Raw genomic sequence first — 17,195 nt, 5'->3', positions numbered from 1 at the left:
AGATTACTCAACTTCGCTGCGTGACGGAGTGCGCGCGGACCGAACTCGATGGATATGCTGCCCGGATGAGTCGGTGGAAGTTCGTCGGCCGCACGGATGAGCTCAACCGTCTGTTGTCGGCGGTGACCAGCACCGAGGGGCGAGGGCTCTTCTTCAGCGGAAACGCGGGCATCGGCAAGAGCCGGCTGCTGCGCGAGGGCGTGTCGGCACTGCCGACCGACCGCTACGCGATCTGGTCCATCGCCGCGAGCGCCACCACCGCGGCACTCCCCTTCGGCGGTCTGGTGCAGGTGCTCCCGGCCGAGCAGCCACAGGGGTTGTCCCCCGCGGGCATCCTGCGCTGGGCCCTGGAGGTGCTCCAGCAGCAGGCGGCCGGGCGGCGCATCGTCCTCGCGATCGACGACGCACACCTGCTGGACCCGCCGTCGGCCGCGCTCGTGCACCTCGTGGCCCGGGCCGAGAACGCCACCGTGATCGGCACCTTCCGCAACGGCGAGCAGATTCCACTGCCGATCCGGGCACTCTGGACCGACGACCTCGTCGACCACGCCGAGCTGAGCCCGATGGCGCCCGCGGAGACCGCCGGGCTGCTCGCCGCCATCCTCGACGGCCCGGTCGACGCCGGCTCCGCCGACCGGCTGGGTCGGCTCTCCGCCGGCAACCCGCTGCTGCTGCGCGAGCTGGTGCACGCCGCCTCCGGTAGCGAGGAGCTGACCCGCACGTACGGGATCTGGAAGTGGACCGGCCGCCTCGAGCTGGCCCCCGACCTGACCGACCTGATCGACACCCGCATCGGTCAGCTGACCCCCGGCGTGCGGGCGGTGGTCGAGCTGGTCGCGTTCGGTGAGCCGCTCGGCCTGCACCTGCTCAACCAGGCCGTCGACCGGGCCGACGTCGAGATGGCCGAGGAACGCGGGCTGATCACGGTGCTCCAGCACGACCGGCGGACCAACGTCCGGCTGGCGCACCCCCTCTACGGCGAGGTGATGCGCCGCCGCTGCCCGGTCAGCCGCACCCGCCGGCTGCAGGCGCACCTCGCCGAGCTGCTGGAACGGGTCGGCACCCGACGCCGCGACGACCTGCTCCGGGTGGCGGTGTGGCGGCTCGACTCGGGCACCGCCCAGGACGCGACGCTGCTGCTCGGCGCGGCCGTGCAGGCGTTCAGCCGCTACGACGTACCCCTGGCGACGCGGCTGGCCCGCGCGGCGCTCGACGCCGGCGGCGGCTTCGACGCGGCGGAGCTGCTGGCGACCATCCTCATGTTCGCCGACCGGCCGGAGGAGGCGATCGAGGTCCTCGACGCGGTCTCCCCCGGCACCGGCGACGGGCGGCGCCTGAGCCGGTGGCTGACCGTCCGTGGCATGGTCACCTACTGGGGCCTGAGCCGCGAGTCCACGGTGGAGGAGATCGCGGCGCGGATCGCCGACCTGACCGACTCAGCCGACCGGGCCCGCGTCCGGGCGTTCGAGGCGATCATGCGGCTGCACCGGCTCGACACCACCACCGCGCTGCGGCTCAGCCAGGGCGTGCTGGACCGCCCCGCGGCCAGCGTCGCCGCCCGCGAGCTGGCCCGCAGCACCATCGCCTACCTGCAGGCGGCCCAGGGGCAGCTGCAGCGCAGCGGCACCGCGATCGCCCAGGTCCACTCCGAGGCGGCCCGGTGGCGGCCCGACATGCCGTACCTCCAACTCGCCCTGGAGCTGGCCCGGGGCACCCGACTCACCCTCGCCGGCGACCTGGCCGGCATCGACGCGATCGTCGCCGACGAGTTCGCCGACCTGGCCGGCGCCGGCGACTTCCGGCTGGGCACCGGCTACCTGGCGATCCTCCAGGCGTACGCGGCGCGGCTGCGCGGCCAGAGCGACGCCGCGCTGCGTACGAGCCTCGGCGCGTGCGCGGTGCTGGCCACCAGCCGGGTCTACGCCGGCCTGGCGCAGGCGGAGCGGGCCCAGGCGGCGGCCCTGCGCGGTGACGCGACGCAGGCCGCTGAGGCGATGGCCGAGGCCGACCGGACCCAGGCCCCCGGCATGGCGGTGCTCTACCCGTGGCTGGAGCAGGCACGCGGGGCGGCGCTCGCCGCGTCCGGCGACCTGCCGGGGGCGGTGAAGCAGCTCACCGAGCTGGTCGACCGGCTGCGCGCGGACGGATTCGCCGGCCATGAGGTGCATGTCCTGCACGACCTGGTGCGGCTGGACCAGGCGGGGGCGCTCATCGGGCCGACCTGCTCCGACGGCAGCCGCCGCACGGTGGCCCAGCGCCTCGCCGAGCTCTCCGAGCGGGTCGACGGGAACCTGCCGCCGCTGCTGGCCCGGCACGCCCGGGCCGCCGTCTCCGGCTCGCCGGCCGACCTGCTGCGGGTGGCCGACGACTTCGCGGCCCTGGAGCTGCACGTCTACGCCGCCGAGGCGGCCGCGACCGCCCTGCACCGGCTGCGGGCGGAGCGGCCGGCGGCGGCCGCCGAGGCCCGGGAACGGCTCGCCGCGCTGCTCGCACGATGTGACGTGGTCCGCACGCCGGCCCTGCGCGCCGGGACCCCGGTGCTGTCCGAGCGGGAGTGGCAGGTGGCCCGGCTCGCCGCCGAGGGGGTCACCAGCCGGGCGATCGCGGACCGTCTCTTCCTCTCCGCCCGCACGGTGGAGAACCACCTCCAGCGGATCTACGCCAAGCTCGGCGTCACCGGCCGGGCGGAGCTGCGGGCCGCGCTGCGGGCGATCCCGGGCCACGAGGACGGGGACGACGGGTGAACTCTAGGCTGAGGCCGTGAGCACCCTTCGCCCCGCGCTGCTGACCGATCACTACGAGCTGACGATGGTCAGCGCCGCCCTGCGGGACGGCACGGCGGACCGTCGCTGCGTGTTCGAGGTGTTCAGCCGCCGCCTGCCGAGCGGCCGACGCTACGGGGTGGTCGCCGGCACCGGACGCCTGATCGAGCTGATCCGGGACTTCCGCTTCGACGAGGCCGAGGTGGACTTCCTGCTCCGCCGGGGGGTCGTCGACGAGCCGGCCGCGGCCTGGCTGCGGGACTACCGCTTCACCGGCGACATCGACGGGTACGCCGAGGGTGAGCTCTTCTTCCCCAACTCACCGGTCCTCACCGTCTCCGGCACCTTCGCCGAGTGCGTGGTGTTGGAGACCCTGGTGCTCTCCGTCCTCAACCACGACAGCGCCGTCGCCGCGGCCGCCGCCCGGATGGTCACCGCCGCCCGCGGGCGCACCCTGATCGAAATGGGCTCGCGCCGCGCCCACGAGGGCGCCGCGGTGGCCGCCGCCCGCGCCGCCTACCTGGCCGGCTTCGGTTTCACCTCCAACCTGGAGGCGGGTCGCCGCTACGGCATCCCCACCGCCGGCACCGCCGCGCACGCGTTCACGCTGCTGCACGACGACGAGCGGACCGCGTTCGCGTCACAGGTCGCCACGCTGGGCAAGGACACGACGCTGCTCGTCGACACGTACGACATCAGCCAGGGCATCCGCAACGCCATCGCGGTGGCGGGCCCCGACCTGCGCGCCGTCCGGATCGACTCCGGTGACCTCGCGGTGATCGCCCAGCAGTCCCGGGAGCTGCTCGACTCGCTCGGCGCCACCGAGACGAAGATCATCGTGTCCGGCGACCTGGACGAGTACGCCATCGCCGCCCTCGCCGCCGAGCCGGTCGACATGTACGGCGCCGGTACGGCCGTCGTCACCGGCTCCGGCGCACCCACCGTCGGTCTCGTCTACAAACTCGTCGAGGTCGACGGCCGGCCGGTGGTGAAGCGGTCCGAGCACAAGGCGACCATCGGCGGGCGCAAGATCGCGGTCCGGCGGCACAAGCCGACCGGGACCGCCACCGAGGAGATCATCGTCCCGCAGGGCGTGCCGGACCGGCAGCCCAACGACCGGCTGCTCCAGCGCTCGTACGTGGTGGGCGGCGAGGCGGCCGAGCTGCCGACGCTGGACGAGTCGCGGGAGCACCTGCGGCAGTGCCTGATCTCCATTCCCTGGGAAGGGTTGAAGCTGTCCGCGGGCGACCCGGCCATCCCGGTCACCGTCGTACCCTCGGCGTGAACGTGGCCTGGTCCCGGACCGGGGCGTGAGGAAGGGAGCACCGATGGGCAGTGCGCTGATCATCGTGGACGTGCAGAACGACTTCTGCGAGGGCGGGTCCCTGGCGGTCGGCGGCGGCGCCGACGTGGCGGCCGGCATCACCCGTCTGCTCGCCGCCGAACCGGGCCGGTGGGACCACGTCGTCGCGACCAAGGACTACCACGTCGACCCGGGCGGGCACTTCGCCGACCAGCCCGACTTCGTCGACAGCTGGCCCCGGCACTGCGTCGTCGGCACCGCCGGCTCCGAGTTCCACCCCGACCTCGACACCGGACGGGTCGAGGAGATCTTCCACAAGGGCGAGCACGCGGCCGCGTACTCCGGCTTCGAGGGGCACGCCGCCGACGGCGAGTGCCTCGCCGACTGGCTGCGCCGCCACGGCGTCGACCGGGTCGACCTGGTCGGCATCGCCACCGACCACTGCGTACGGGCGACCGCCCTGGACGCCGCGCGGGAGGGCTTCGCCACCACCGTGCTCCTGGACCTGACCGCCGGGGTCGCCGCGGACACCACCGACCTGGCGCTGCGATCCCTGGCGGGCGCCGGGGTCACCCTCGACGGCGCACCTGTGATCAGGGCCGCATGACCCGGTAATCGGTTGGCGGTTGTCACACCCGACGCCGAGGATGGCGCGGGAGGTACGGACCATCGTGAACCTGAAGCCTTACCGCGAGACGCTCGCACTGCCCGGTCTCCGGTCGCTGCTGCTGGTGGCCGTGCTCGCGCGGATCCCGCTCACCGCGACCGGGGTGACCCTGACGTTCTACGTCGTCCAGGACCTCGGCCGCGGCTACGGCGCGGCCGGGCTGGTCGGCGCGGCCGTCACCGTCGGCGCGGCGATCGGCGGCCCGCTGCTCGGCCGGCTCATCGACCGCCGGGGGCTGCGGCCGGTGCTCCTGCTCACCGGCATCGTCGAGGCGGTCTTCTGGTCCACCGCACCGTCGCTGTCGTACCTCCTGCTGCTGCCGGCCGCCTTCGTCGCCGGCTCGCTCGCCCTGCCGATCTTCTCCGTGGTCCGCCAGTCCGTCGCCGCGCTGGTGCCCGAGGAGCGGCGCCGCCCGGCGTACGCCCTCGACTCGATGTCGGTGGAGCTGTCGTTCATGGTGGGCCCGGCGCTGGCCGTGGCGCTGGTCACCGCGATCTCGGCACGCACCACCCTCTACCTGGTCGGCGCGGGGATCGTCGCCGCCGGGATCGCGTTCTGGCTGCTCAACCCGCCCACCAGTGGCGTGACCGACCCGACGGCACCGCCCCGCCGGGTGTCCCGCCGGGAATGGGTGACACCCCGGCTGCTGGCCGTGCTGGCGGTGAGCCTCGCCGCCACGCTGGTGCTCGGCGGCACCGACGTCGCCGTCGTCGCCGTGCTGCGGGAGAGCGGCGAGGCCGGCTGGACCGGCGCCGTCCTCGCCATGTGGGCGGTCGCCTCGCTGGCCGGCGGCTTCGCGTACGGGGCGGCGCACCGCCCGGTCTCCCCGCTCGCCCTCATGGCCGCGCTGAGCCTCTGCACCATCCCGGTCGGGCTGGGCGGCGCACACTGGTGGCTGCTCTGCCTCGCCATGATCCCCGCCGGTGCGCTCTGCGCCCCCACGATCGCCGCCACCGCCGACGCGGTCAGCCGCCTCGCCCCGCCCGAGGCGCGCGGCGAGGCGATGGGCCTGCACGGCTCCGCGGTCACCGTCGGCATCGCGGTCGGCGCCCCACTGGCCGGCGCGGTGATCGACGCGTCCGCGCCGGCCTGGGGCTTCGCGGTGACCGGCACCATCGGCGCCCTCGTGGCGCTCGCCGTGCTCCCCCTGGAGCTACGCCGCCGCCGCGCCGGCACCACCGTCCCCGCCGAGCCTGACCTGGACCTGGTCACCACCTCGACCCGCTGAGCCGGACCCGAAGCCAGCCCGACCCCCGGTCCCATCTGGCCGCCGGGCCCGAGCCGGGCGGAGCCCAGGACCCACCCGGCTCGGGGCCCGCAGGCCGGGGAGGCCGGGACCGGGGGACCCGGGAACGGAGGGCCGGGGCCGGGGGCCCGGGGCCGGTGCCGAGGGCCGGGTGCCGGGGGGGCATCCCCATTTCCGGGGCGTGATCGCTCGAGTTCCTGGAAGTCGGGGAGTCCCAGCCACCCGGACACGCCGCCATCCGGAAACCCGAGTGGATCACGCCCGCGAAACCGAGCCGCACGGCCGACCCGACCCAAGCCCGCAGCCGCATGGTGGGGCCGTACGACGGCGACGGGCGCCACCCCTGAGGGGTGACGCCCGTCGTACGCGGTGCGGGTCGGGCGGTCAGGCCCGGTCGATGTTGCTGGCGGTGTCCTCGGTGTAGCTGGCGCCGCCGTCGGACTCGCTGGTGAGCGGCTTGGCACCACCCTCGGGCGGCCCGGCGAGGGTCTGGCCTGCGGCCAGCTCCGGGAACTTCGCGTCGAAGGCCGGCCGCTCGGAGCGGATGCGGGGCATCCGGTCGAAGTTGCGCAGCGGCGGCGGGCAGCTGGTGGCCCACTCGAGCGAGTTGCCGTGGCCCCACGGGTCATTGACCTCGACCACCGGGCCGGTCTTGTACGACTTCCAGCAGTTGTAGATGAACGGCAGCGTGGAGATACCGGTGATGAACGCGCCGATGGTGGAGACCATGTTCAGCGTGGTGAAGCCGTCGCTGGGCAGGTAGTCGGCGTACCGGCGGGGCATGCCCTCGTTGCCGAGCCAGTGCTGCACCAGGAACGTGGTGTGGAAGCCGATCATGGTCAGCCAGAAGTGCACCTTGGCGAGCCGCTCGTCGAGCATCCGGCCGAACATCTTCGGGAACCAGAAGTAGATGCCGGCGAAGACCGCGAACACGATCGTGCCGAAGAGCACGTAGTGGAAGTGCGCGACCACGAAGTACGAGTCGGAGACGTGGAAGTCCAGCGGCGGGCTGGCGAGCAGCACACCGGTGAGACCGCCGAAGAGGAACGTCACCAGGAAGCCGATCGACCAGAGCATGGGCGACTCGAAGCTGACCTGGCCCCGCCACATCGTGCCGATCCAGTTGAAGAACTTCATACCGGTGGGCACGGCGATGAGGAAGCTCAGGAAGCTGAAGAACGGCAGCAGCACCTGGCCGGTGGCGAACATGTGGTGCGCCCAGACGCTCATCGACAGGGCGGCGATGGCGAGGGTCGCGGCGACCAGGCCCTTGTAGCCGAAGATCGGCTTACGGGAGAAGACCGGGATGATCTCGCTGATGATGCCGAAGAACGGCAGCGCGACGATGTACACCTCGGGGTGTCCGAAGAACCAGAAGAGGTGCTGCCACAGCATCGGGCCGCCGGTGGCGGGGTCGTACACGTGGGCGCCGAGGATGCGGTCCGCGGCGAGCGCGAAGAGCGCGGCGGCCAGCAGCGGGAAGACCAGGATGACCAGGAGGCTGGTGACCAGGATGTTCCAGGTGAAGATCGGCATCCGGAACATGGTCATGCCGGGGGCGCGCAGGGTGAGGACCGTGGTGATCATGTTGACCGCACCGAGGATGGTGCCCAGACCGGAGATGGCCAGACCCATGATCCACATGTTGGCGCCGACGCCCGGGGAGTGCTCCACGCTGCTCAGCGGGGCGTACGCGAACCAACCGAAGTCGGCCGCGCCACCGGGGGTGATGAACCCGGCGGTCGCCATGGTGCCGCCGAACAGGTACAGCCAGTAGGCGAAGCTGTTCAGCCGCGGGAACGAGACGTCCGGCGCGCCGATCTGGATCGGCACGATGTAGTTCGCGAAGGCGAACACGATCGGCGTCGCGAAGAACAGCAGCATGATCGTGCCGTGCATGGTGAACAGCTGGTTGTACTGCTCGGGCGACAGGAACTGCAGCCCGGGCCGGGCCAGCTCGGCCCGCATGATCAGGGCCATCAGGCCACCGATCATGAAGAACGCGAACGCGGTGACCATGTACATGATCCCGATCTGCTTCGCGTCCGTGGTCCGCAGCAGCCGCGCGATGGCCGACCCCTTGACCGGCTCTCGGACCGGCCAGGGCCGGGTCACGACCGGCTTGGGTGCGACGGTGGTCACGAGTGGCCTCCGGTTCTCGGTTGTCCCGCTCGGCACGCGTTGATTTTCAGCGGGCCGTCATCCGCAAGGAGGATAGTCCCCGGCAGGTGGCCCTGCCGCGTGGGGTGGCCAGCTACGATCATCGGCCGCGCCGACGAACACCTAGAGCGGGCCGAGCAACAGCCGGTAGTGCTCGCCGAAGATGCGGCCGCCGCGCCCGCGCAGCAGCGGGTCGCGCAGCGCCGGTGGAACGTCCCGGGTCCGGTTGCGGTCCCTGGTCCGGTCCCGCACCCATCGCGTACGCGGACGGCGGCGACTCTCGTACGCGACGAGGGCCGCCTCGACGCTGCCGGCCGCCTTCAGTGACTCGGCGAGCACCACGGCGTCCTCCAGGGCCATCGCCGCACCCTGGGACAGGGTGGGCGCGGTGGCGTGCGCGGCGTCGCCGACGAGCAGCACCCGTCCCCGGTACCAGCGGCCCAGCTCCACCTCGTCGGTGACGCCGACGTGCACCCCCTCGACCGCGTCGAGCACCTCGGGCACCGGCCCCCCGTACGCGCCGAAGAGCTCGCGCAGCCGGGCCACCGGGTCGGCGGGCGCCTCGGTGCCGGCCTCGTCGGCGTAGCAGTGCAGCCGGCCGCCGCCGATCGGCACCACGAGGATCCCGGAGCGCTGGCCGAGCAGCGCGGTCCACTCGGTGACCGGCGGCCCGTCGCGCAGCACCGTGCGGTAGACGACCTGGCCCGCGGGTCGGGGTGGGCCGCCGAGCGCGGCGAGGGTACGCACCGACGAGCGGGGCCCGTCCGCGCCGATGACCAGGTCGTACTCGGCGCTGGTGCCGTCGACGAACGTCACGCCGACGCCGGCCGGGAGCAGGTCGAGGGCGCGCACCTCGGCGCCGTGCCGCACCGCCCCGCCGGCGCCGGTGAGCAGCACCCGGTGCAGTTCGGCCCGGGGCAGCGCCCGGCATTCGCCGACGCCGGCCCAGAGCACGTCCAGGTCGACCTCGCAGAGCGGCGCGCCGTCGGCGTCGAGGAAGCGCTGCCGGTGCACGACGTGCCCGAGGGGGCGGACGGGGCCGTCGAGGTCGAGCCGGCGCAGCGCGCGGGCGGCGTTGCCGGGCAGGTAGAGCCCGGTCTCGTGGGACTCGCCCGGCGGGAGCTTGTCGGTGACGTCGGGACGGAAGCCCGCCATCCGCAACGCCCGGGCCACGGCGAGGCCGGCGATGCCCGCGCCGACGACGAGGATGCGCAGGGGTGAACCACCCATGGTTGCGGTACGCCTCCGGAGGGGATCGGCACGCGTCGGATGCAAGACACTACTCGGCGCAATCGGCGCACACCAGGGCCGATCAGCCCCGGCGGCCGCGCTCCTCGGCGCGGCGCGGGTGTCGCCCGGCCGGGACAGGACTGTCACCTGGGCGGTTCACCGCCGTCGGGTGGCGGACCCCCGCGCCGAAGGGGTCGGCCGGGGAGGCGATTTTCCGGTCACGGTTGCGGAAGGGTTTCAAGGATGTAAATGTATTAGCTAGCGTGGGAGCGCTCCCGTGGTCGGCGGTCGCATCGGCCGCCCCCACTCACCGTCCCGCATCGACCGTCGGCGCCCGGGCAGCGCCACAGCGCTAGGAGCAGCATGAAACGTCGACTTCGGGCCCTGGTGGCCGCCGGCCTGCTGGTCAACGGTTCCATCGTCGCCGTGGCCCTCGGCGGGAGCGCCTCCGCCGACACCCTGATCTGCGAGCAGTACGGCTCGACCGTCATCGGCAACCGCTACGTCGTGCAGAACAACCGGTGGGGCACCAGCGCCCAGCAGTGCATCAACGTCACCGGCACCGGCTTCGAGATCACCACCCAGAACGGCAGCAACCCCACCAACGGCGCGCCGACGGCGTACCCGTCGGTCTTCTTCGGCTGCCACTACACCAACTGCTCACCCGGCACCAACCTGCCGATCCAGGTGAGCCAGATCAGCAGCGCGACCAGCAGCATCAGCTACCGGTACGTCAGCGGCGCCACCTACAACGCCTCGTACGACATCTGGCTCGACCCGTCGCCGAAGACCGACGGGGTGAACCAGATGGAGATCATGATCTGGCTCAACCGGCAGGGCTCCATCCAGCCCATCGGCTCACCGGTCGGCACGGCCACGCTCGCCGGCCGCACCTGGGAGGTCTGGCGGGGCAGCAACGGCTCCAACAACGTCATCTCGTACGTGGCGCCCTCGCCGATCAGCAGCCTGAACTTCAGCGTGCTGGACTTCATCGCCGACGTCCGCAACCGCGGCGCGATCACCAACTCCTGGTACCTGACCAGCATCCAGGCGGGCTTCGAGCCGTGGCAGGGCGGCGTGGGCCTGGCGGTGACCTCGTTCTCGGCCACGGTGAACGGCGGCGGCACGACACCCCCGACCACCCCGCCGCCGGGCGGGACGGGCTGCGCGGTGACCTACACGGCGAACGCCTGGAGCGGCGGGTTCACCGCCGACGTGCAGATCCGCAACACCGGCACGAGCCCGGTCAACGGCTGGACGCTGGCGTACACGCTGCCCGCCGGGCAGCAGGTCACGAACGCCTGGAACGCCACGGTGAACCAGAGCGGCGCCGCGGTGACCGCACGCAACGTGGGCTACAACGGCACCATCGCCCCGGGCGGCACGGCCAGCTTCGGCTACCAGGGGACGCTGAGCGGGGCGTACGCCTCGCCGAGCGCCTTCACCCTCAACGGCGTGGCCTGCTCGCGCGCCTGAGCCGGACGCGGGGTGCGGCGGTGACCGCCGCACCCCGCGTGCGCGGCCCGGGGTCAGACCCGGGTGAGCCGGACCGCGTCGGCGATGACCAGGCCGGCGGCCGAACTCCACCGGCTGACCGCCACCCGGTCGGCGTCCCCGGCGGGCAGCGCGAAGGTGCCGAGGGTGCGCCACTGCCCGCCGTTCGCCCGCTGGTCGACGTAGACGGTGCGGTTGCCGCTGCTGGTGGCGACGATGTAGGGCGTCGCGCCGTTGTAGCCGGAGTTGGCCGGCCACCAGGCGTCGACGCGGTAGTTGCCGGCCGCGGGGACGTTGAAGCGGTACCAGGCCGGGTCGCTCGCGGCGACCGGGTCGGCGTACCGGTAGTCGGCGCCGTAGCGCTGGCCGGAGTACGACGAGACGCCCCAGTTGCCGCTGGCGGTGAACCGGCCGGTGGTGGTGGTGTTGTCCACGACCGACGACCAGGCCGTGCCGCCGCCGGCCATCCGAGCGGCGACGTCGGCCCGCATCACGTTCAGGTCGATGAACGACGGGTCGATCTTGCCGGTGGTGCTGGTCTCCCGGTGCCCCCGGGCGTGGCTGGCGTCCCGGCCGAGCCGGGTGAGCACGGCCGCCGTGGCGACGATCGACGCGTTGTACTGCGCCGCCGTCATCTCCTGGCTGACCCCGTTGTAGTCGATCTCCCACCCGATCATGAGGGTGTTGCCGTCGCCGGCCGGGATCGGTCCGCTGCCGCCGCTGACACCGGCGTGGTTGCAGCGGCCGGCGGAGATGACGTGGAAGACGCCGTGGTAGTCGACCAGCGCCTGGCAGAGCGGCCCGGCGAGGTCGGATCGACCGTTGATGCAGATGTTCAGGGCCGGGTGCGGGTTGGTGGCGCTGGAGGTCGAGGCGGTGTGGTGCCAGAGCACGCCGATCGGGTTGAAGTCACCGGGGCGCATCCGGTTGAGCCAGTCGCCCTCGACCACGACCTGGACGCCGGCGCCCCGCAGCACGTCGACGAGCCAGGGGATGGTGGCCATCAGGCGGCGTCGAGCAGGTCGGCCAGGCACTCGGCCCGGGGCGCGGCGGCGGCCGGGGCGGGCCGGACGGCGGTGGCGGTGAGTGCGGCGGCCAGCAGGGCCGGGACGCCGAGCAGGACCCGGCGGCGCAGACGGACGGATCGGGACGTGGCCATGACGCTCCTTCAGCCGGACGGAGGGGATCAGACGCATCGACGTACGTGATGGCGGGCACGCTACCCGCTCACGTGCGTCGATGTCGATACCCTTCAATCCCTTGGCGCCGGATGAAGGAAATTGCCCGATCAGACGGTGCCGAGCGCGTCGATGTCGCGCATCTCCTCCGCCGTCAGCGAGAACCGGAAGATGTCGGCGTTGGCCCGGATCCGGTCCGGCGTGACGCTCTTCGGGATCGCCACGATCTCGTGGTCGATGTGCCAACGGAGGACCACCTGGGCCGGGGAGACGCCGTGCGCCGACGCGATGCGGCTCAGCACCGGGTCGGACAGGTCACTGGTCTTGAACGGGCTGTAGCCCTCCAGCACGACACCCCGGTCCCGGTGCTCGATGTGCCGCTGCCGGTCGTACAGGAAGGGGCTCCACTTGATCTGGTTGACCGCCGGGTTCTCCTCGGTCGCCTGGATCAGCTCGTCGATCTCCGGCGTGCTGTAGTTGCTCACCCCGATCGCCCGGGTCAGGCTCTCGTCCCGCGCGGCCAGCAGCTCCCGCCACAGCGGGATGCTGTCCCCCGGTGCGGCCGGCGGCCAGTGGATCAGCCACAGGTCCACGTGGTCGGTACCGAGCGCCTCGAGGCTCGCCTCCAGGGTCTCGCGCTCGCGGCCCACCCGGTTCGGCGGCAGCTTCGTGGTGATGAAGAGGTCCTCCCGGCGCAGGTCGCTCTCCCGCACCGCCCGGCCGACCTCCTCCTCGTTGCCGTAGACCGTGGCGGTGTCGATGTGCCGGTAACCGGCGTCGAGCGCCGCCAGCACGGCGTCGTACGCGGACTTACCGGTCGCCTGCCAGGTGCCGAACCCGAGCAGGGGCATCCGGACCTCGCCGGGGAGCAGGACGGTGGGCTGGTCTTCGTGGTCCATGACGACCGTTCTACCCCTCCTCGTCCCCGGCATGCGGCGGAACGGGACCGGCCGGGCCACCAGCGGGTCGGCCCCGGTTGCCGGAGAATGCGGGTGTGGCGGACCCGCTGGACGAGTACCGACGCAGACGGGACGCGGCCCGGACCCCGGAGCCGGTGCCGGAGCGGACCGCACGCCGCCGTGGGCGCGGCGCGGCCCGGTTCGTCATCCAGCAGCACCACGCCCGCAGCCTGCACTGGGACCTGCGGCTGGAGCGGGACGGTGTGCTCGCGTCCTGGGCGGTGCCGCGCGGCCTGCCCCGCGACTCCGGCCGCAACCACCTCGCCGTGCACACCGAGGATCACCCGATGGAGTACCTGGACTTCGCGGGCGAGATCCCGGCCGGTGAATACGGCGGCGGCGCCATGCGGATCCACGACCGGGGGACCTACCGCGCCGAGAAGTGGCGCGACGACGAGGTGATCGTGGTCCTCGACGGGGAGCGCACCTCCGGGCGGTACGTGCTCTTCGCCACCGGCGGCCGGGACGGCCGGGACTGGATGGTCCGCCGCACGGACCCACCGCCGGAGGGCTGGACGAGCATGCCCGAGCTGGTCCGACCGATGCACACCACGCCAGCCGCCCGGCTCCCCCGCGACCAGGACAACTGGGGGTACGAGCTGCGCTGGGACGGCTTCCGCGCGGTCGCGTACGTCTCGGGCGGAAGGCTGCGGCTGCTCTCCGCCACCGACGAGGACGTGACCGGGTCGTACGGCTGGCTGCGGGACCTCGCCGAGACCCTCGCACCGACCGAGGCGGTCCTCGACGGGGTGCTGGTGCGGATCGACGGCGCGGGCCGGGTACGTCCGGCGCCGCCCAAGGCGGGCGCTCGGGTGCCCGCCGGCGCCCAGTACCTGCTCGTCGACCTGCTCTGGCTGGAGGGTGCGAGCTGCGTCGACCTGCCGTACGCGCAGCGCCGTGAACTGCTCGACGGCTTGGCGCTGAACGGTCCGCACTGGCAGACTCCGCCGTGGTTCCCCGGCACCGGCGCCGAGGCGCTGCGCACGGGCCGCGAGCAGGGGCTGCCCGGGGTGGTGGCGAAACGGCTGGACTCGGGCTACGAGCCGGGCCGACGCAGCCGGCGCTGGTTGAGCATCGACGCGAGCTGACGGCGAGGATCGACGTGTACCTGACCCACCTGGAGTGCCCCCGCTGCGGCAAGGAACACCCGGCGGACCGCCCACAGAACCTCTGCGACTGCGGCTCACCGGTGCTGGCCCGCTACGACCTGGCCGCGGTCGCCCGGGCGGTCACCCCGGAGCAGTTCCCGCTGCGCCCCGCCGACCTGTGGCGCTACCGGGAGGTGCTGCCGGTCGCGGACCCCCGGCACGTCACCACGCTCGGCGAGGGATGGACGCCACTGCTGCGCACCCCGCGCTACGGGGCGGAGATCGGCATCCCGGACCTGATGGTCAAGGACGAGGGTCTGACCCCCACCGGCTCCTTCAAGGCCCGGGGCGCCGCGGTCGGCGTCAGCCGCGCCCGCGAGCTGGGCGTCGAACGGATCGCCATGCCGACCAACGGCAACGCCGGGGCGGCGTGGGCGACGTACGCGGCGCGGGCCGGCATGGGCGCGACGATCGTCATGCCGCTCTCCGCGCCGACCATCTGCCGACGCGAGTGCGTGGCCGCCGGCGCCGACCTGAGCCTGGTGGACGGCCTGATCAGCGACGCCGGCCGGCGGGTCGCGGAGCTGGTCGGCGCGTCCGACGGGGCGATCTTCGACGCGGGCACGCTGCGCGAGCCGTACCGGCTCGAAGGCAAGAAGACCATGGGGTACGAGATCGTCGAGCAGCTCGGGTGGCAGGTGCCCGACGTGATCATCTATCCGACCGGCGGTGGGGTCGGCCTGATCGGCATCCACAAGGCGCTGCACGAGCTGCGCGAGCTGGGCTGGGTGGAGGACAAGCTGCCCCGGCTGGTGGCGGTGCAGTCCACCGGCTGCGCGCCGATCGTGCGGGCGTTCGCGGCCGGCGAGGACCGCGCCCAGCCCTGGGTCGACGCGCAGACCGTGGCGTTCGGCATCACCGTGCCGTCCCCGCTCGGTGACGAGCTGATCCTGACGGCCCTGCGGGAGAGCGCCGGCACGGCCGTGGCGGTGACCGACGAGGAGATCCTGGCCGACCTGCGGGACTTCGCCGACCGGGAAGGGCTGCTGCTCTGCCCGGAGGGCGCGGCGTGCCTGACCGCCGCCCGGCAGCTGCGGGCCGGCGGCTGGATCCGGGCCGGCGAGCGGGTCGTGGTGCTCAACACCGGCGCGGGCCTGAAGTACCCGGAGACGGTCGACGTCTCCGGCGTGCCGGTGCTCACCTGACCGGCCCGAGCGGGGCCCCGCCTCGCCGGCCGAGCCGCGCGGGAGCTGACGAGGCCGCCACGCGGGCGGGAACCACCGCGCCGGCCGCCGTCACAGGCCGACGGGGTCGGTGAGTCGCCAGGCGGCGTTGATCAGGCCGATGTGCGACAGCGCCTGCGGCGTGTTGCCGAGGTGCGCCCCGGTGGCCAGGTCGATCTGCTCGCTGAGCAGCCCGAGGTCGTTCGCGTGGCCGGAGACCCGGGTGAACAGCTCCTCGGCGCGCCGCGTCTCGCCGGCCATCGCCAGGCACTCCACCATCCAGTAGGAGCAGAGCACGAAGCCGGCCGGGTCGGTGGACCAGCGCCGGATCAGGCCGTCGGAGGTGCCGAGCTCGCGCTGGACGGCCTCGATGGTCGACCGCATCCGTGGGTTGTTCGGCGACAGGAAGTGCACCACCGGGAGGAAGAGCGCCGAGGCGTCCAGCTCGGCCGAGCCGAACGCGCCGGTGAACGCCCCGATCTCATCGTTCCACGCCTCCCGCAGCACGGTCGCGCGGATCTCGTCCCGGACCGCGGCCCACCGGCGCGGGTCGGCGCGCTCCCCCAACCGGTCGGCCAGCCGCACGGCGCTGTCCATCGCCACCCAGCAGAGCACCTTGGACGACACGTAGTGCCGCTCGTCCTCCCGGGTCTCCCACATTCCCTGGTCCGGCAGCCACCAGGAGCTCGCCACCTGCTCGGTCAGCCCGAGCACCATGTCCCGCAGCTTGTGGTCGAAGGTGCCGCCCAGGTGGTCCCGCAGTCGCCAGATGGCGGAGAGGACCTCGCCGGGCACGTCGAGCTGACGCTGCCGCCAGGCGTCGTTGCCGATCCGCACCGGCACGCTGCCGGCGTAGCCGGACAGGTGCGGGCAGGTGTGCTCGCTGAGGTCCCGCTCCCCCTCCAACCCGAACAGGACCGGCACCGGGTCGTCGCCGATCCGCCCGATCGACCGGCTCACCCACTCGAAGAGCCGGGACGTCTCGTGCGGGCAGGCCGCCACCCACAGTGCCCGCATGGTCATCGCGAAGTCGCGCAGCCACGAGTAGCGGTAGTCGTAGTTGCGCTCCCCGCCGACCAGTTCGGGCAGGGACGTGGTCAGCGCGGCGGCGACCGCCCCGCTGCGGCCGTACGTGAGGCCGGTCAGCACCGTCGCGCTGGGCCGGACCAGGTCGGGGTACCGGCCCGGGTACCGGTGCGTCTCGCGGAACGACTCCCACGCCCAGGTCGTCTCCTGCAGCGCGGCCGACGCGTCGAGCCGGGCCGGCGGGTCCCCGTAGGCCGGCGCGTACGCCAGGTCGAAGGTGACGACCTGGCCGGCGGAGACCTCGAACTCCTCCCGGACGCTGTCCTCCCCCGCGCGCAGCGGCAGGTCGCCGGCCCGCAGCACCAGCGTGGTCGGGCCGGCGGTGGCGAGCACCTCGCCGTCGGCCTGCTGGCGGAGGTACGGGGTGAGCAGCCCGTGCTCCGGTCGCGGCGTGAAGTCCAGGGCCATGCGGACCCGTCCGTTGAGCCCCTTCACCTCCCGGAGCAGGACGGCGGGCGAGTTGAGCCCGAGGTCGTGTCCGCGTACGCCGTCTCCGGCGGCCAGCGCGTCGGTGACCGCCACGCTCCCCTCCGGTGTGTGGTGCACGGTCCGCAGCACCAGCGTGTCCGGCAGGTATTCCCGCTCGACCCGGTGGCCGGGTCGGCCGGCGCCGACCGGGGCCAGCCGGTAGTGGCCGGCGCGGGGGCTGAGCAGCCGGGCGAAGACGGCGGTGCCGTCGAACCGCGCCGGGCACCACCAGTCGACGGACCCGTCCCGGCTGACCAGCGCGCCTGAGCGGCAGTCGGAGAGGAATCCGTAGTCGGCGATCGCCGGCTGCTCCACCCGCTGCGGGTACCCG

The 17,195-nt window shown here is 73.3% G+C and carries 13 protein-coding genes; 7 read left to right on the top strand and 6 right to left on the bottom strand.

What is annotated here, in order from left to right; all coding sequences use genetic code 11:
• The first annotated feature begins 65 nt into the window (after positions 1 to 65).
• From ACIBTV_RS16725 to ACIBTV_RS16710, 4 genes are read left to right on the top strand one after another with little or no spacing between them, the layout of a single operon-like run.
• Complete coding sequence (locus ACIBTV_RS16725) at positions 66 to 2,744, top strand: LuxR C-terminal-related transcriptional regulator (protein WP_396705730.1); 2,679 nt, start codon at positions 66 to 68, stop codon at positions 2,742 to 2,744.
• A 16-nt stretch (positions 2,745 to 2,760) separates the two neighbouring features.
• Complete coding sequence (locus ACIBTV_RS16720) at positions 2,761 to 4,047, top strand: nicotinate phosphoribosyltransferase (RefSeq protein ID WP_396705729.1); 1,287 nt, start codon at positions 2,761 to 2,763, stop codon at positions 4,045 to 4,047.
• Between the two features lie 43 nt (positions 4,048 to 4,090).
• On the top strand, positions 4,091 to 4,672 hold the full coding sequence (locus ACIBTV_RS16715; protein WP_396705727.1) for a nicotinamidase: 582 nt from the start codon (positions 4,091 to 4,093) through the stop codon (positions 4,670 to 4,672).
• A gap of 40 nt (positions 4,673 to 4,712) precedes the next feature.
• A complete protein-coding gene (locus ACIBTV_RS16710) occupies positions 4,713 to 5,960 on the top strand; it encodes an MFS transporter (protein WP_396705726.1) in 1,248 nt (415 codons plus the stop codon).
• 402 nt (positions 5,961 to 6,362) lie between these two features.
• Here ACIBTV_RS16710 and ctaD read toward each other — a convergent pair whose 3' ends face one another.
• Both ctaD and ACIBTV_RS16700 read right to left on the bottom strand, forming a co-directional pair.
• The gene (ctaD, locus tag ACIBTV_RS16705; protein ID WP_396705724.1) at positions 6,363 to 8,120 is read right to left on the bottom strand and encodes a cytochrome c oxidase subunit I; all 1,758 of its coding nucleotides are present in this window, start codon (positions 8,118 to 8,120) and stop codon (positions 6,363 to 6,365) included.
• 141 nt (positions 8,121 to 8,261) lie between these two features.
• Positions 8,262 to 9,368, bottom strand: a complete 1,107-nt coding sequence (locus tag ACIBTV_RS16700; protein ID WP_396705722.1) for an FAD-dependent monooxygenase — start codon at positions 9,366 to 9,368, stop codon at positions 8,262 to 8,264.
• Between the two features lie 363 nt (positions 9,369 to 9,731).
• On the opposite strand from ACIBTV_RS16700, the gene ACIBTV_RS16695 reads away from it, so the two are divergent.
• Positions 9,732 to 10,844, top strand: coding sequence for a cellulose binding domain-containing protein (locus tag ACIBTV_RS16695; RefSeq protein ID WP_396705720.1), 1,113 nt, complete (start codon positions 9,732 to 9,734; stop codon positions 10,842 to 10,844).
• A gap of 53 nt (positions 10,845 to 10,897) precedes the next feature.
• On the opposite strand, the gene ACIBTV_RS16690 is transcribed toward ACIBTV_RS16695, so the two are convergent.
• From ACIBTV_RS16690 to ACIBTV_RS16680, 3 genes are all read right to left on the bottom strand, one after another.
• A complete protein-coding gene (locus tag ACIBTV_RS16690; protein WP_396705718.1) occupies positions 10,898 to 11,866 on the bottom strand; it encodes an N-acetylmuramoyl-L-alanine amidase in 969 nt (322 codons plus the stop codon).
• Positions 11,866 to 12,021, bottom strand: coding sequence for a hypothetical protein (locus ACIBTV_RS16685; protein WP_396705716.1), 156 nt, complete (start codon positions 12,019 to 12,021; stop codon positions 11,866 to 11,868). The genes ACIBTV_RS16690 and ACIBTV_RS16685 overlap by 1 nt, the downstream gene beginning before the upstream one ends.
• A 129-nt stretch (positions 12,022 to 12,150) precedes the next feature.
• Positions 12,151 to 12,939: an aldo/keto reductase gene (locus ACIBTV_RS16680; protein WP_396705714.1), complete on the bottom strand. Its 789-nt coding sequence runs from the start codon at positions 12,937 to 12,939 to the stop codon at positions 12,151 to 12,153.
• Positions 12,940 to 13,034: 95 nt separating this feature from the next.
• On the opposite strand from ACIBTV_RS16680, the gene ACIBTV_RS16675 reads away from it, so the two are divergent.
• Complete coding sequence (locus ACIBTV_RS16675) at positions 13,035 to 14,087, top strand: DNA polymerase ligase N-terminal domain-containing protein (RefSeq protein ID WP_396705713.1); 1,053 nt, start codon at positions 13,035 to 13,037, stop codon at positions 14,085 to 14,087.
• A 14-nt stretch (positions 14,088 to 14,101) separates the two neighbouring features.
• Positions 14,102 to 15,292, top strand: coding sequence for a threonine synthase (locus tag ACIBTV_RS16670; protein WP_396705711.1), 1,191 nt, complete (start codon positions 14,102 to 14,104; stop codon positions 15,290 to 15,292).
• A gap of 90 nt (positions 15,293 to 15,382) precedes the next feature.
• Here the strand turns inward: ACIBTV_RS16670 and ACIBTV_RS16665 are convergent, their stop codons facing one another.
• Entirely contained in the window at positions 15,383 to 17,179 is a 1,797-nt protein-coding gene (locus tag ACIBTV_RS16665) for a glycoside hydrolase family 15 protein (protein WP_396705710.1), read from the bottom strand.
• Positions 17,180 to 17,195 lie beyond the last annotated feature (16 nt).

This window comes from Micromonospora sp. NPDC049366, from assembly GCF_044466625.1.
Classification (GTDB): domain Bacteria; phylum Actinomycetota; class Actinomycetes; order Mycobacteriales; family Micromonosporaceae; genus Micromonospora.
The sequence above is the reverse complement of the archived record's forward strand: the minus strand, read 5'-3'. Positions and strand labels throughout refer to the sequence as shown.